The 15,167-nt window shown below is 47.4% G+C and carries 13 protein-coding genes; 11 read left to right on the top strand and 2 right to left on the bottom strand.

The window, feature by feature from the left end:
• Nucleotides 1-212: 212 nt before the first annotated feature.
• Entirely contained in the window at nucleotides 213-1,055 is an 843-nt protein-coding gene (locus CXK86_RS17875) for a 1,4-dihydroxy-6-naphtoate synthase (protein ID WP_101314188.1), read from the bottom strand.
• Nucleotides 1,052-1,954, bottom strand: coding sequence for a futalosine hydrolase (locus CXK86_RS17870; RefSeq protein WP_101314187.1), 903 nt, complete (start codon nucleotides 1,952-1,954; stop codon nucleotides 1,052-1,054). Before CXK86_RS17870 ends, CXK86_RS17875 begins: the two co-directional genes overlap by 4 nt.
• Nucleotides 1,955-3,202: 1,248 nt before the next feature.
• Here CXK86_RS17870 and CXK86_RS17865 point away from each other — a divergent pair.
• The 11 genes from CXK86_RS17865 (at nucleotide 3,203) to CXK86_RS17815 (ending at nucleotide 15,119) form a co-directional block, all read left to right on the top strand.
• Nucleotides 3,203-3,592 carry a GntR family transcriptional regulator gene (locus CXK86_RS17865; RefSeq protein WP_036606399.1) on the top strand — a complete coding sequence of 130 codons (390 nt, stop codon included), beginning with the start codon at nucleotides 3,203-3,205 and terminating at the stop codon, nucleotides 3,590-3,592.
• Nucleotides 3,585-4,487 (top strand): ABC transporter ATP-binding protein, encoded by a 903-nt coding sequence (locus CXK86_RS17860; RefSeq protein ID WP_036606401.1) that lies wholly within the window; start codon nucleotides 3,585-3,587, stop codon nucleotides 4,485-4,487. Before CXK86_RS17865 ends, CXK86_RS17860 begins: the two co-directional genes overlap by 8 nt.
• Nucleotides 4,462-6,489, top strand: a complete 2,028-nt coding sequence (locus tag CXK86_RS17855) for a hypothetical protein (protein ID WP_101314186.1) — start codon at nucleotides 4,462-4,464, stop codon at nucleotides 6,487-6,489. Before CXK86_RS17860 ends, CXK86_RS17855 begins: the two co-directional genes overlap by 26 nt.
• A gap of 286 nt (nucleotides 6,490-6,775) precedes the next feature.
• Nucleotides 6,776-7,879 (top strand): hypothetical protein, encoded by a 1,104-nt coding sequence (locus tag CXK86_RS17850; RefSeq protein WP_101314185.1) that lies wholly within the window; start codon nucleotides 6,776-6,778, stop codon nucleotides 7,877-7,879.
• An 80-nt stretch (nucleotides 7,880-7,959) separates the two neighbouring features.
• Nucleotides 7,960-8,985, top strand: coding sequence for an alpha/beta hydrolase (locus CXK86_RS17845; RefSeq protein ID WP_101314184.1), 1,026 nt, complete (start codon nucleotides 7,960-7,962; stop codon nucleotides 8,983-8,985).
• Between the two features lie 52 nt (nucleotides 8,986-9,037).
• Complete coding sequence (nikR, locus tag CXK86_RS17840) at nucleotides 9,038-9,574, top strand: nickel-responsive transcriptional regulator NikR (RefSeq protein WP_101314183.1); 537 nt, start codon at nucleotides 9,038-9,040, stop codon at nucleotides 9,572-9,574.
• Between the two features lie 284 nt (nucleotides 9,575-9,858).
• Nucleotides 9,859-11,517, top strand: coding sequence for an ABC transporter substrate-binding protein (locus CXK86_RS17835; RefSeq protein WP_101314182.1), 1,659 nt, complete (start codon nucleotides 9,859-9,861; stop codon nucleotides 11,515-11,517).
• 42 nt (nucleotides 11,518-11,559) lie between these two features.
• The gene (locus tag CXK86_RS17830; RefSeq protein ID WP_101314181.1) at nucleotides 11,560-12,555 is read left to right on the top strand and encodes an ABC transporter permease; all 996 of its coding nucleotides are present in this window, start codon (nucleotides 11,560-11,562) and stop codon (nucleotides 12,553-12,555) included.
• Nucleotides 12,552-13,553 (top strand): ABC transporter permease, encoded by a 1,002-nt coding sequence (locus tag CXK86_RS17825; RefSeq protein ID WP_101314180.1) that lies wholly within the window; start codon nucleotides 12,552-12,554, stop codon nucleotides 13,551-13,553. The genes CXK86_RS17830 and CXK86_RS17825 overlap by 4 nt, the downstream gene beginning before the upstream one ends.
• A gap of 2 nt (nucleotides 13,554-13,555) precedes the next feature.
• Complete coding sequence (locus tag CXK86_RS17820) at nucleotides 13,556-14,512, top strand: ABC transporter ATP-binding protein (RefSeq protein WP_101314179.1); 957 nt, start codon at nucleotides 13,556-13,558, stop codon at nucleotides 14,510-14,512.
• Nucleotides 14,502-15,119: an ABC transporter ATP-binding protein gene (locus CXK86_RS17815; protein ID WP_101314178.1), complete on the top strand. Its 618-nt coding sequence runs from the start codon at nucleotides 14,502-14,504 to the stop codon at nucleotides 15,117-15,119. Before CXK86_RS17820 ends, CXK86_RS17815 begins: the two co-directional genes overlap by 11 nt.
• The last annotated feature ends 48 nt before the right edge of the window (nucleotides 15,120-15,167 follow it).

Below are 15,167 nucleotides of genomic sequence, written 5' to 3'. Positions count from 1 at the left end.
TTCGCCGAAAATCCGCACATACCAATTTCTATCGAATCGTAGGATCGTTGTTGTGCGAAATTATGCGAGTTTGTCGGTGATATGAACGAGATTTAGCCGAATACGGTGTCTGAGATTCTTTAGAATTCTCATACCACGTTATTCGGCTAAATAAGATGTGCTGTGTTCTTTAGATATAGAGCGAAGTGAAACTAACTCAAATTAAATCAAAGTTAGATTCGCAACAGATCAAGATCGAACTCAGGAACGAGTCCTTCTTTCATGGCACGACCAAGCAGTGCAGTGATTGCACCGTAACCATCATCACCCAGGTTGGCGCTGAACTCATTAACGTACAGGCCGATATGTTGTGCAGCTACGTCAGGGTCCATTTCTTGGGCATGTTCCATAACGTATGCTCTCGACTCATCCGGGTGCGCCCATGCATATTCAACGGAGGCGCGTGCCCATCCGGCGAGGGCATGAGCATCTATGTTGCGACGTGCGATGATCGCTCCAAGCGGGATCGGAAGGCCTGTGTCGCTTTCCCACCAGTTCCCGAGATCTGTCATTAGTTTGAGATCATAATTCTGGTACGTGAAGCGTGCTTCATGGATGACAAGTCCGGCATCGATCTTGCCGTCACGAACAGCAGGCATGATCTGGTCGAATGGCATGACAACAATCTCGCCTACACCGCCCGGAACATTTTGCGCTGCCCACAGACGGAATAATAGATATGCTGTCGAGCGCTCGCTTGGTACAGCAACCCGTCGTCCAGACAGATATGCTGGATCGGTCGTGCCATTTGCGGTCAGAACCAAAGGACCACAGCCTCTGCCAAGTGCGCCTCCAGCAGGAAGCAGAGTATAGTCAGATAACACGTATGGCAGTGCTGCATAAGATATTTTCATCACTTCAGGTGTGTCGGGTCCATCGGGATTTGCCGCCAGACCATTGGTAATATCAATATCAGCATAACGGACATCCAGCTTAGGTGCGTCCGGGATTAACCCGTGCACCCACGCGTGAAAGATAAATGTATCGTTTGGACAAGGGGAAAATGCAATTTTCATGATGTAATAACCTCCCGTAAAATGGAACTTGCAGCCTGAAGCGCATCAAGGGCATCCTTGATGCGCCAAGCGTCGCGGTCGCGTGGACCGACCGCGTTGGATATGGCCCGCAGTTCGAGTGCTGGCACGCCGAACTGCTGGGCAGCTGTTGCCACGCCGAAGCCTTCCATGCCTTCGGTGGCGGCATCCGGCACGCGGCGCAATAGCTCCGCAGCCGTCTCCGCTGTTCCGGTCGCCGTGGACACGGTGACCGCAGTGCCTCCGCTGACAGCGAGCCCAGCCCGCTGCAGTTCATGGCGCAGGCGAGCGGCAAGCTCTGCGTCCGCCGCCACAATGGACGAGCCGAATCCGAGCTCGTCCACACTAAGGAAGCCGTCTGGCGTCTGCGAGCCCAGATCGGCAGCAACCATAGCGTCGGCTACCACGAGGGAGCCGACGCCTGCCCGGCCGGGGAACCCACCGCCGATGCCGGCACTGATCACCAGCATGTAGACTGGTGATCCGGCTCCGGCAAGGGGCCCCGGCCCATCCGATGTGGCAGATGCCTGTGCTACATCGGATGGGTTTGGCGCAGTGGAACCCTGCGCCAACGCCCTAGTGCTCGCAGCCGCTACGGCATATGCCAATGTAGCGGCTGTTCCTGCTGCGGCCGAGGCTGGGCCAACGCCCGCAGCGATGACGTCAAATCGTTCCGCGGCCGTATTTCCCAAACCACGGAGGACCGCATCTTTCTCCGCATCAACAGCGGTTACAATTAACACACGTTGTGATGAATTTGCTTGTACCGGACTTATATCTGAAGTGTTTATTTCCCCAGTTGAATCCCCGTGGTGTCCACTATTTTCGAATGATGCGTTTGGTTTATTATTCTGATCTTTATCCTGTCTATGTTCATTCATCTCGGATTCTCCTTATGAGGTATTAGAAGTGTAACATATGCCTCCATAGTATCTTTCTTACAGCAAGTTTCTAGTTACACTTCTTAGGGTTACTACTTACTTCTATATTTTCGTGTAAATGTATAGTTCAACTTATATAAATGGAATTCGGGCATATATTTGTCCACTACCAAGGGACATTTATCTTCATTTTGTCTTTCAAAGAGTGGACACTTTTTCTAAAAAGATACTATATCCATCCAGGAATATGAAACACTACATATAGATGTTTTCGGATATAAAATTAAAAATGATCTATATGTAGAATATCAATTCCGAAGTGCTTTCTCATGTCCGTGTCCACCCTTTGAAAGACATATCTACAATATGTATGCTCAGTGCGGACAGCACGAGTTGGCCCTCCAAACGAACAGATAAACGATTGAAAAGGCTGGAGTCTGCCCGACCCATCCAACGCGAATCATATATAGCCTTAGGATTTTAGACCAACAAGCCAAATGAATAACGGTCCAGTCTACACTCGACCACTGCATAGTAGCTTATTTGTGCAAACCCGAATTTAAAGCAAATACAAGGTCTCGCTAACTCTAATTTAGCTGCCTACTGTATGGCCTACCGTTTGTGCAGACAATAGATCTATAACGCGAGACAACACAACACAACACAACACAACACAACACAACACAACACAACTAACGCATAACAGACCTAACAATCAATCAGATTAAACGCGCACAAAAAAGTAACAAAGATACAGTGATTATTGAACAATATTTCATCCCCATCATAACGGAAGGGGAAAGACCTGAACAACCTTTGCATGTAATTCTCTCAAAAGCGGTCAAGCAAAGTTTTGGGTAGCCGTATCACTTCAAGTAGCCACATCTAGCCACATCGCTTCAGATAACCGTTTTGCTTCACTTCATGTGAACGCCACCCTGATCGTGCCGCGTCCTAAGCCGGAATGAACCTGCTTCCTAAAATTATATATGTCATTTAAACCATATAATATTTCTTTATTAACGTACTCCCAATAAAACAAGAAGTCAAAGTCAACAGTTGACAATCTGATTTAACTGTATTAATAATAGTAGTACAGTTAATACACCTAAGAGTTGAATATGTATGGCACTACAGCTGTACAGCTTAGGTAACGCCTTTTTCACCTAGATAACTACACATAGACCTCAGATACAGTCATTTAAAACCCATAGGTTAACTCACACATTTACAGAAAGGAGGTGCGGGATGTTCGAATTAGATGTACGCAGCCGTAAGGCGATCTACGAGCAACTAGTGGACAAAGTCAAAGAAATGATCGTATACGGTATTCTAAAGCCCGACGAGCAGCTTCCTTCCGTTCGTGCGTTATCCACGCAGCTGACCGTGAATCCAAATACGATTCAGAAAGCGTATCGTGAGCTTGAACGTGAAGGTTACATTTATTCTTTGCAGGGAAAAGGGAGCTTCGTATCATCGTCAGTGGAACATCCGAATGAAGCCATGAGAGATGAGATCAGAGAGTCTCTGGTGAAGTTGATTGCAGAAGCTTCGTATTCCGGTTTGACCAAAGCAGATATGACGCTTTTGTTTGAGGAAGCGATGGCCCGTATAGAGAAGGAGGAGCCTCATGATTGAGCTGAATCAAGTCGTCAAAGCATTTGAACAGGAAAAGGCAGTGGATGGCGTAACGATGCACATACATAAGGGGTCGATCTATGGTTTGCTCGGTTCCAACGGGGCAGGAAAGACATCTCTGCTCAAAATGATGGCTGGTATTTACCGTCAGGACAGCGGGACTGTTCGTATCGAAGATAATGAGATTTATGAAAATATGGATCTCAAAGGCCGCACAATTTTTATGGCAGATTCACCCTACTTTTTCCCGCAATCTTCAATAACTCAGATGGCTGCATTTTATCGTTCGGTATATCCGCGCTGGAATGAGGAACGGTTCAAGCAACTGGCTACCGTGTTCAAACTGGATGTAAAACGCAAGTTACATCGTATGTCCAAAGGCATGCGCCGTCAGGCAGCCGTATGGCTGGGACTTAGCTGTATGCCTGAAGTACTGCTGATGGATGAGCCGATTGACGGCCTCGACCCGGTCATGCGCCAGCAGATCAAAAACTTGCTGTTCCAGGAAGCAGCTGAGCGTCAAGTAACTATTGTTATCTCGTCGCACAACTTGCGTGAGATCGAAGATCTGTGTGACCATGTGGCGATTATGCACAAAGGCCGAATTATTGTAGAGAAGGATCTTGATGATCTGAAGGCCGATACGCATAAAATCCAAGTCGCATTCCGCCACCCGGACCATGCCAAAGCCATGGATGAGCAGATTGATATTTTGCATGAAGAGAAACGTGGAAGTGTATCCCTGTACATCGTCAAAGGTAACCGACAACAGGTAACGGATCAATTCCGTATACATGATCCGTATCTGCTGGATGTACTGCCTTTGACGCTCGAAGAAATCTTTATTTACGAAATGGAGGACGCAGGGTATGATATTCAACCGATTGTTCTGTAACCGGGGCATCCTGATCCAAAATTTCAGACAGCATGGATGGATAGGCATTTTATATCTCATCACATTGTTGTTCTCACTTCCGCTATATATCGCTACCGAGTACAGGGATGTGCCACAGCAGATTATAAGTTTGTTTCAGGCCAATGGTGAAGTGCAGATTCTGTTCGCTATCACACTGCCCGTAGCGGCTGGAATCTTTCTTTTTCGGTACATTCAATCTGGTGCACCTTCGGATCTGTTCCATAGTTTGCCGTTACGTCGTAAACATCTATTAACGGTGAATCTGTTGACCGGATTTGTCATGATCCTGATTCCAATCTGGATTACAACTGCGATTACCGGCTGGGTATGGGCGGTACTGGATCAACCTGCGTTTCTGTTTGATGGCAGTACAATCTGGATGTGGGGCTTGAGCATGAGTATCTACTCGCTGTTTATGTTCATGCTAACTGTGGCAGTGGGCATGTGTATTGGTCAATCTGTATTGCAGGGACTCACCGTGTACGCACTCGTCTTGTTACCTGTTGTCGTATGGTTCATTATGTCACTTCATCTCCAGCATTATTTGCTCGGATATGCTTTTGAAGAAGTGGGCTTTAATGCGGAGAAACTCTCACTTGTCCTGCGTGTGGGTTCGATCAGTAACCTCCCTGTAATCCGTCAGGAGTTAATTATCTATGCGATATTTGCAATCCTGTTTATTCCTCTAACCTATGTACTTTATGCGAAGAGACAGGTTGAATCTGCTACCCAAGCAGTTACGTTTAAGCTTATAAAACCTATATTTCGCTTTGGATTGATGTTTACATTGGTTCTGATTGGCGGAGGTTACTTTACAATGATTGCTCCAAGAGGATCAGCTGGATGGGGAATCTTCGGATATATCCTCGGCGGAATTGTAGGTTATATCGTTGCCGAGATGATTATTCGCAAAACATGGCTGATCTGGAGCAGCAGGCTGCTACCCAAGCTGATTCTATATGGTATCATCGCTGGTCTGATACTGTACGTACCTATTGCCGACTGGAATGGATACGCCGCTCGAGTGCCTGAAATGAGCAAGGTGAATAGCATCAAGCTTGGTGGGGAGAGTTATACCTACAGTAACGGTGTCAGTCAGAAAAAGGACGATGCTCACCTCTATTCTAATGATTCGGAATACATGGGGGCAGTTATCGCTCTTCATCAAAAAATTGTGAATTCCGATCTTCCTTTACTGGATGATCCGATTAATACAGGTATGCGTAATGATGAGTCTATATTAATTAACTACAAGCTGGATAACGGCAAAGTGATGAAACGTAAATACTACATTCCAGAAGCCGAATTCCATCAGGAATTAAAGGCTCTGAAACAGTCCCAGGATTACAAAAGAGTCGCCTTTGAAACGTATAAGCTGGATGAAGATGCGTTAAGTTTCGGTATTCGTTCTGCCATAAGTTCATACCGGAAGGTTTATATTAGCAATCCGGAGCAAGTCCGTGAGTTCAAAACATTGTTGAAACAGGACATTTTTGATCAGACCTATGAAGAACAGCGCTCCCCGTGGCAGTCGTTTGCTTACGCGGAGATGAATCAGGACTCTACTTCGAAAGATCCATTTCAACCGAGGGAGATGTGGAATTTTGAGATCAAACCTAGCTATGATCGGGTATTGGCTTGGCTGAAGGAGAACAAGTTATACGACCAGTTGCTTGTCCAGGCAGATGAGATTGTCTCCGCTCAGTTTGCGAAGCAGGAGATTAACAGTCCGGGTTCGCTTCAGTGGACTACTCCGCAGCCAGAATATATCGATGGAAATCTAAGTGGTAACAAACAGATAGCGACTAAAAACAAAGAAATCATTAGTGATTTGCTCAAACGTCAACGGTCTGGTTATCTAACAGAGAAAGATACCATTTATCAGATCAAGTTGAATGTAACTCGTGGCGAGAACATCTATATGATACTGAAAGAAGAGGATCTGACCGAGGAAATGAAAGCTATTTTGGTCAATCAATAAGCTGAGTTGTATCAGTTGTTAACTATAAGCGGGAAGGGTTCTCCCGTTGATCGAAAGTTTTATTCAACCAGTGAAACCAGATTTACTTGACCAGGCACAGTGAATGGAATATATTAGAAAAAGGAAAGGTTCGAGCGACTCGTTCAATCGAATCTCATATGGAACGGCTTATGAGGGAAGCACCCGTAAGAGCAGGCAAATGCCTGACTTGCGGGTGCTTTTTTGTCGTTCGCTGATTTCGTGGGCTATTCTGCTAAATATTTTAGAAGAAAGGGTGTAGAGACGCATGCAAACAGAAGCATGGAAGGAAACGATAAATGAACAGGAGGCCATGGTATGTTGTTCCCTATTGGAACGATCAAGCTCTCATAACTTCATAGAACATCACGGTTTAGTAGAAGAGAAGAAGGGGCGACAGCATATCGAAGATATATCTACAGAAGAAATAGCTTTAATGGAGACGAGTGACATACTATTCCCTTCTCCAGTAGCAGGTAGCCATAGTCACATGAAGGAACAAAGTAACGTCCGGCGTCGTCAATTGCCATTGTTGACTCATCTTATTTTCGGATCACGCCTGCTTATAGGGCTTGTGATTCTGTTCAGCGCAGGCACGATGTATTTTGCTTCTTCAGTAGAGGCTGCTGGCATAGATCTTGGCGTAACAGCGCAAAAAGCATGGGATTCCGTTTTGAACAAAGCCGACGCACAAACCAAGTTAACGTTGAAGCAAGCGTACGATAAAGTGGGAAACTGGAAGACACAAGAGCAGGCTTGGGAACAAAAAATAAAGACACTTCATGCCGCCAATACCGCGCAATTGGAGCGATTACGTGTAGAAATAAGACAAATCGATGATGCGAAGGTCGCAGCTCTAGCTGAAAAGGTAAAGCAAACCCAAGCCCGATATGAACCACTATTCGCTCTCTATAGTTCAGTCAATAGACAGTTGGATGCAGCCAAAGCCATCAAAAATAAGGAATGGAGTGCAGCGATCCGCACACAGGCAGATACGTTGAGACCCGTTGTGAAGCTTGCCAGAGAAGACATCCGGATCAAGAAAAAGGAACTTGCTGAAGCACGTAAACGGAAGAGCGCTGAAATAAAACGTTTACGAGCTATGCTAGCAGGGGCCGACTCCGCGAAGAAACAGATTCAAACGGCTAAAAAACAGGCAAGTCTGGCAAAAGAACGATATTCCAAAGCTCTACAACAGTTCAAACAGAGTACAAAACAAAGCCAAACGTCACGTGTACTCAGCTCATTGAACACCTTGGCGTCTGTAGCAGAGAAGTGGGCAGGAACAAAACAAAGTATTCATACACTGGAGCAAAACGTATCCACTACGTATGTGAAAGTCAGACAGGAAATCGCCAAGAGACCCAAATAAGAGGAAACCCGGTCCTCTCTGCAACGTACACAACTTTAGATGTAAAGACGCTTCGATGATGATGGAACGAGGTGGAGCTATTGCAGTCCAAGTTGGAAACGAAACGTACGGGGGCAAAAGGTTTTAAACGTAAACGTTACTGGATTCCCAGCGTTGTACTAATTTTGATCATAGGTTTTATTGGGATTGGTACACAATGGACACCCAAAATAACGGTATTTTTATTAAAATCATTAATTGAAACTGCTAATACAGACACAAATAGCAAGGACACTATGCTCTCGGGTGGGATAACTCGTGTTGTGGATGTACCCTATGCAGACGAAGGGCGTAATGACAGTACACTGGATATCTATTATCCTTCCGTAACATCGGAACCTTTGCCTGTTGTGTTGTGGGTTCATGGTGGTGGATGGGTCTTGGGTGACAAAAAGGATATCGCAGATTATGCCGTACAATTAGCCAAACAGGGTTACGTTGTGGTCAGTATGAATTATGCGCTCGCACCGGATACGAAATATCCCATTCCCGTGATCCAGACGAATCAGGCTTTGACTTACGTGAAGAACCATGTCAGTGAGTATCACGGTGACCCGGAAAACATATTTCTCGCAGGCAATTCGGCAGGTGCCCAGATTGCAAGTCAGACTGCGGCAGTGGTGACCAATCCATCTCTCGCCAAGCTGATGAACATAACACCAGCCGCCCAGCCGGAAGAGTTGCGTGGGGTTCTGCTATTCTGTGGTCCATACAATCTAAGCACGGTAGCCAATACAGGCTTTCCACTCATACGGACATTTCTCTGGTCATATACGGGAGTCAAAACATTCGAAGACTATCCACGTCTGCATGAAATGTCGACCGTGCTTCAGGCCACAGCAGAGTACCCGCCTGCATTCATTACCTCAGGCAATGATGACCCGTTGACCAGTCAATCGATTGAGCTGGCACAAGTATTGAAGCGCCTTGATGTTGAGGTGGAAACCTTGTTTTTCTCAAACTCATCAGAGAAGCTGGGACATGATTATCAATTTGATCTGGAGAGTGACGCTGGACAACAGGCGATACATTCGGCAGTACGATTCATGCAACAGTATAGTCGATGAGCAGACAAGTCTGTGGTACACTCGAAGCAAATGAGGGCGCAGGAGGAGAAGTATGGCAGATAAAGAAGATTTGACCCGGTTCGGGGTGGCGTTTCCTACACCTTTGATTGAACAGTTTGATCAGTATATTGAGGAACAGGGGTACAAAAACCGATCTGAGGCTTTCCGTGATCTTGTTCGAAAAACATTATTGCAACCCTCTGCACTGCAATCCGAGCAGGATGTGGCTGGCACCATTGTAATGGTCTACGATCACCATATTAGTGATCTTCCGATCCGCTTGATGGAGCTGCAGCATGAGGCGCATCATGACATCATTTCCAATATGCACGTGCATCTGAACCATGACCAATGCCTGGAGGTAATTGCCGTACGGGGGAACCTGGGACGATTGCGTCATCTGCATCAACAGATCCAGGTGCAAAAAGGTGTTTTGTATGCGGAGCTGTCTGTGACTTATGTAGATGAACTCAACAAACTGGCTCATGCTCAGAGTCGTCAGGATGGCAATCCGGATCAAAGTCTGGATCATCACAATCAAGGTGCGGGTCAGCATGGTCACAGTCATCATCATCGCTCTGCGGAGTAAGACAAATACGGGTGTAATTTCTATGAAAATATATCAAATCTAAAAAACAGACTATTGGTTAGATGCCAACCGTCTGTTTTTTTTGTTTGTTATAATACCTGACTTTATAGAGCGCTACAAATGCTCGGTTATACAACTTTTTATTTATTAATTCTGAAATATGAAAAAATATGGATTACGAAGTTAACTTTGTTGACATATGATTTGTATTTTGTGCTACAATTTCTCTAAAAAGTAACACGAAAAAGTGAGTGCAGCACATATTTAGAGGGGGAACGACCAGAATGGGCAGATTTTCATGGAGATGGGGAAAACGAAAAGGTAGAACAGGATTAGGCATTTTGCTTGTATGTTCCATTGGTTTATCTGGTTGTGCACAGAGCACAGCGCCAATAGCTTCATCAGCAGAGAATGGACAGTCAGTTCCAACGTCAACCAAAGACGAATTGGTGCTGGCGGTTGGCACCGAGCCGGAAGGTGGGTTTGATCCAACAACCGGATGGGGGCAATATGGGTCACCAGTTTTCCAAAGTACCCTGCTGAAGCGGGATGCCAAGCTACAGCTGGTTAACGATCTGGCTACCACATACTCAGTTAGTGAAGATGGGCTGACCTGGACGGTTACGCTTCGGAACGATGTGAAATTCTCTGATGGGGAAGCCCTGACGGCTGAGGATGTAAAATTTACGTTTGAAACAGCTGCCAAGAGTGGGTCTGTGATTGATTTGACGAATATGGCTGATGTGAAGGCACCTGATGATAGCACGGTCGTATTTACACTGAAGTCGCCGCAGTCTACATTTATCAGTCTGCTGACAACACTTGGCATTGTGCCTGAACACGCCTATGGGGCTGATTATGCAGAACATCCGGTCGGATCAGGACCGTACAAGCTGGTTCAGTGGGACAAAGGACAACAGGCCATCGTAGAAGCCAATGAAGAATATTACGGTAACAAGTCTGTATTCCACAAACTCACCTTCCTCTATCTGGATGAAGATGCAGCCTACGCCGCTGCGCAGGCAGGTACGGTGGATATCGCTGCTATCCCGGCAGCGTTTAGCAAACAACAGGTGAATGGCATGACATTAGAGGCCGTGAAAACCGTAGATAACCGTGGCATCATGTTCCCGATGCAGCCTGCTGGTGCCAAGTCGGGCGATGGTCTTCCCGCAGGGAATGATGTGACATCCGATTTGGCGATTCGCCAAGCGGTGAATGTCGTGATTGATCGTAAGGCTTTGGTTGAGGGTGTACTGGAAGGGTACGGTCGTCCAGCGTATTCCGTCAGCGATGACCTGCCTTGGAGCAATGCGGAAGCTGTATTTACGGATGCCAATCTCGAAGAAGCAAAGCAGATTCTGGCCGCTGGTGGCTGGGTAGATGCGGACGGTGACGGTATCGTCGAGAAAAACGGCGTCAAGGCCGAATTCAATCTGCTTTATTTTGCAGGTGATTTAACAAGACAATCTCTGGCACTGGCTGCTGCGGATATGGTAGCCCAGGCGGGAATCAAAATCAATGTTGAAGGCAAAAGCCGTGAAGAGACAAAAAAGATGGCTTACTCCAACGCTGTATTATTTGGTTGGGGCAGTCATGACCCTTTGGAAACCTATAACCTCTATAGCAGTACTCATAAAGGAGAAGGGTATTACAATGTGGGGCTGTACAGTAATCCTGTCGTGGATTCTTGGATGGACAAAGCCCTTCAGGCAACAAGTGAAGAAGAGGCATTGCCGTTCTGGCAGAAAGCGGAATGGGATGGAACAACAGGTTTCAGTTATCAGGGTGATGCGCCATGGGCATGGCTCGTAAATATAGATCATCTGTACCTGGTTACGAATGGACTGAACATTGGAGAGCAGCAGATCCATCCTCATGGTCACGGCTGGCCGGTGACAACCAATCTGGAGGAATGGTCCTGGGATAACAGTACAAAGTAGGAAACGTAACGGTAGCTTTAGCCTGAATTGGGGAGAGATTGGATGACAGGCAGGAATGGATGGGCCAGATTTGTTGGTTTTAAAATGTTGCGACTTGTATCTCTATTGGTTGGAGTCAGTGTGTTGTCTTTTATATTAATGCAATTCTCTCCTGTTGATCCGATCGAAGCCTATATTGGTGGAGACATGATCCGGGTAAGCGCCGAACAGCGCAGTTTAATCGAAGAACGTTGGGGATTGAATGAATCTCCCGTGGAACGATTACTGACCTGGGGACAAGCGCTGATTCAGGGAGATCTGGGAACTTCGATGATCTACAGACAACCTGTAGCGGATATTATCCAGGAACGATTCATGAATTCTGTCGCACTTATGGCTGTAGCTTGGATATTATCCGGCATCATTGGTTTCACTCTTGGTGTAGTTGCTGCCATGAGACGGAATTCGAAGCTGGATCGCCTGATCTGTTGGTATTGTTATACGCTGGCCTCCACGCCGGTATTCTGGATTGCGCTGTTGCTGCTGATGGTATTTGGTGTGTGGCTTGGATGGCTTCCGGTTGGGCTTGGAGTACCCGCCGGGATGTCAGCTGATCAGGTTACATGGGGAGATCGGGTTATTCATATGATTCTGCCAGCGTTGACTCTCAGCCTGACCGGGGTAGCCTCTATTGCTTTGCATACCCGGCAGAAGCTCACAGATGTGCTCGAGTCAGATTATATTCTGTTTGCAAGAGCGCGAGGTGAGCGTGGATTTCAGCTGTTCCGTCGACATGGGTTCAGACATGTTGTTTTGCCAGCCATCACGCTTCAGTTTGCTTCGTTCAGTGAACTGTTTGGTGGGGCTGTGCTTGCAGAACAGGTATTTTCATACCCCGGCCTTGGTCAGGCGACGGTTCAGGCGGGGTTGCGTGGAGATGTTCCACTGCTGCTTGGACTTGTGATGTGCAGTGCGATTTTTGTTTTCACAGGTAATATGGTTGCCGACATTCTGTATCGCTTGATTGATCCACGGATGAAGGAGGAGCTGATGTCATGAAGCAGACGGTAGAACGCTCCTCCGAGCAGACGACAGAAACAGCCAAAATACAGAAAGTGAAAACTGCGAATCAAGAGGTACGGTATAACATTAATACCGGGTCTCTACAAGCTGGGAATGGAACAGGAACCTCACGCCCATCGAGAAAAGATTATACGGCTGCCAGAGACCAAAATTTCCGCAACCCTCGCCAAAGAGCGGTGATCTGGGGAAGCCTCGCGGTGATCTGGATTGCCGTTGTGTGGTTGACGGGCAGGTTGCTTCCGGCTGGTTCTACGCTGACTTCACTAATGGATCGGAATTTGGCTCCAACCTGGGCGCATCCATTTGGCACAGATTGGCTCGGAAGAGATATGTTCATGCGTACGTTAAAAGGATTGGCAACCAGCATTCAAGTGGGATTGCTTGCTGCATGTGGTGGCGGATTGATCGCACTGCTGTTGGGTTTGACTGCCGCTTCAAGCAAGGCTGCTGACCAGGTAATCTCATGGATTATCGACCTGTTCCTGAGTGTACCTCATCTGGTATCGCTAGTTATGCTGGCCTTTGTATTCGGTGGAGGTTTGGCAGGAGTTGCGGCAGCGATTGCGCTGACACACTGGCCGAATCTCGCCCGGATTGTACGAGCGGAGATGATCCAACTGAAATCCGCAGAGTACATTCAGGTTTCACACAAGTTGGGCCAATCGAGGTTACAGATTGCGATGCAACATATACTGCCACATCTGGTTCCACAACTGTTCGTGGGCGTATTACTAATCTTTCCCCATGCCATTCTGCATGAGGCAGCCATTACGTTTCTGGGGCTGGGGTTGTCCCCGCAACAACCGGCAATCGGAATTATTTTGTCAGAGTCGATGAGATATTTATCTGCTGGCATGTGGTGGCTCGCCTTTTTCCCTGGACTGGCATTGTTGCTGGTTGTTCGTGCGTTTGATGTATTGGGAAACAGTCTGAAGACATTGACGGGTACAGGTAGTTCAAGGGAGGTGAGGTAAATATGGCTCTGCTTGATATTGAGGGAGTGTCGGTGTCATTTCGGCGCGCTCGTGGTTGGTTTGGACACGAACAGATTGATGTCATTCAGAATCTGGATCTTTCCATAAACGAGGGCGAGATCGTGGCTGTTGTAGGTGCAAGTGGATCGGGTAAAAGTGTGCTGGCGCAGGCCATTATGGGCATCCTGCCTGCCAATGCTAGGTTGGAGGGGAGAATAAGCTATAGTGGCGAGCCTTTGACTCCAGAGCGGCAGCTTCATCTGCGTGGTGAGGAGCTGATGTTGATTCCACAATCCGTCAGTTATTTGGACCCTTTGATGAAGGTGGGAAGGCAAGTTCAGCCGGTAACCCGAAATTCGGGACGGAAGCGCGGCTTCATAACTCGATCCCACTTGAAAAAGTCGGAGCAGGAGCTGACGGAGCGATATCACCTTCCTCAAGGAACAGCCGGAAAGTACCCGTTTGAGTTGTCCGGAGGTATGGCAAGGCGGGTGTTGATGGCGACAGCGACCTCCGGTCATCCCAAGCTGATCATTGCAGATGAGCCGACACCAGGCATCCATCCCGAAGTGCTGGCTGATACAATGAAGCAATTTCGCGAGCTTGCTAATGAAGGTTTAGGCATTCTGTGGATTACCCATGATGTCACGACAGCCCTGACGGCAGCGGATCGCATCGCTGTATTTTATGCGGGTACCAATGTAGAGGCGGCGCAGGTGGATGATTTTAAAGGGAATGGAGAACGTCTGCGTCATCCATATACAAAAGCGCTCTGGAATGCGTTGCCGCAGAACGGATTTCAGCCACTCCCAGGCTCCCAGCCGTTGGCAGGTCAAGAGATCACGATAGGATGTTTATTTGCTCCCCGATGTAGCGTAGCAACCGTTGCATGTACCCGCGAACGTCCAGAGCTTCGTAAGGTACGGGGCGGAGAAGTGAGGTGTTTCCATGTCACTTGAAGCACGGGACGTGAGTTACCGTTACGATCCGAAATCGTGGGTGTTCCAGCAGATGAATATGCAGGTGAAACAAGGCGAAGTCGTGGGCTTGTGGGGACCAAGTGGCTGTGGAAAAACAAGCCTTGGACGCATCCTTGCAGGATATGCCGAACCTGTAGCAGGACAAGTACTTCTGGATGGGAATCCACTCCCACGTACAGGAGTATGTCCGGTTCAGCTGGTATTCCAGCATCCGGAGAAAGCTGTGAATCCACGCTGGCGAATGCGTCGTGTACTTCAGGAGGCGTCTGTGCAGGATGAACAGTTGCTCGAAGCATTGGGTATTCAGCAGACCTGGTTGGACCGCAGACCGGGTGAATTATCCGGTGGAGAACTGCAACGTTTCTGTGTGGCGCGAGCGCTTGGTACAGCGACACGTTACGTGATCGCAGATGAGATGACAACGATGCTGGATGCGATCACTCAGGCACAGATCTGGCATACCGTGATGGAAGTGGCTCGCCAGCGTGATCTGGGATTACTGATCATAAGCCATGATCGGGATTTGCTGAACAGGTTGTGCGACAGAATTACACCGATGCCGATATCGATGTCACTGTCACTGTAATTTTAATTATATTCGAATAAATAAATGGATCGAATACAAAAGGGATGC

The organism is Paenibacillus sp. BGI2013, from assembly GCF_002843485.1.
In the GTDB taxonomy this organism is placed as follows: domain Bacteria; phylum Bacillota; class Bacilli; order Paenibacillales; family Paenibacillaceae; genus Paenibacillus; species Paenibacillus amylolyticus.
Note: the sequence above shows the minus strand (reverse complement) of the source record. Positions and strands in the feature narration are given on the sequence as shown.

Coding starts and splice junctions, on each gene's coding strand:
- CXK86_RS17855 (WP_101314186.1), top strand. CDS start 4,462: ATGATATTCAACCGATTGTTCTGTAACCGGGGCATCCTGATCCAAAAT.
- CXK86_RS17875 (WP_101314188.1), bottom strand. CDS start 1,055: ATGAAAATTGCATTTTCCCCTTGTCCAAACGATACATTTATCTTTCAC.
- CXK86_RS17850 (WP_101314185.1), top strand. CDS start 6,776: ATGCAAACAGAAGCATGGAAGGAAACGATAAATGAACAGGAGGCCATG.
- CXK86_RS17830 (WP_101314181.1), top strand. CDS start 11,560: ATGACAGGCAGGAATGGATGGGCCAGATTTGTTGGTTTTAAAATGTTG.
- CXK86_RS17835 (WP_101314182.1), top strand. CDS start 9,859: ATGGGCAGATTTTCATGGAGATGGGGAAAACGAAAAGGTAGAACAGGA.
- CXK86_RS17865 (WP_036606399.1), top strand. CDS start 3,203: ATGTTCGAATTAGATGTACGCAGCCGTAAGGCGATCTACGAGCAACTA.
- CXK86_RS17860 (WP_036606401.1), top strand. CDS start 3,585: ATGATTGAGCTGAATCAAGTCGTCAAAGCATTTGAACAGGAAAAGGCA.
- nikR (WP_101314183.1), top strand. CDS start 9,038: ATGGCAGATAAAGAAGATTTGACCCGGTTCGGGGTGGCGTTTCCTACA.
- CXK86_RS17820 (WP_101314179.1), top strand. CDS start 13,556: ATGGCTCTGCTTGATATTGAGGGAGTGTCGGTGTCATTTCGGCGCGCT.
- CXK86_RS17870 (WP_101314187.1), bottom strand. CDS start 1,954: ATGAATGAACATAGACAGGATAAAGATCAGAATAATAAACCAAACGCA.
- CXK86_RS17825 (WP_101314180.1), top strand. CDS start 12,552: ATGAAGCAGACGGTAGAACGCTCCTCCGAGCAGACGACAGAAACAGCC.
- CXK86_RS17815 (WP_101314178.1), top strand. CDS start 14,502: ATGTCACTTGAAGCACGGGACGTGAGTTACCGTTACGATCCGAAATCG.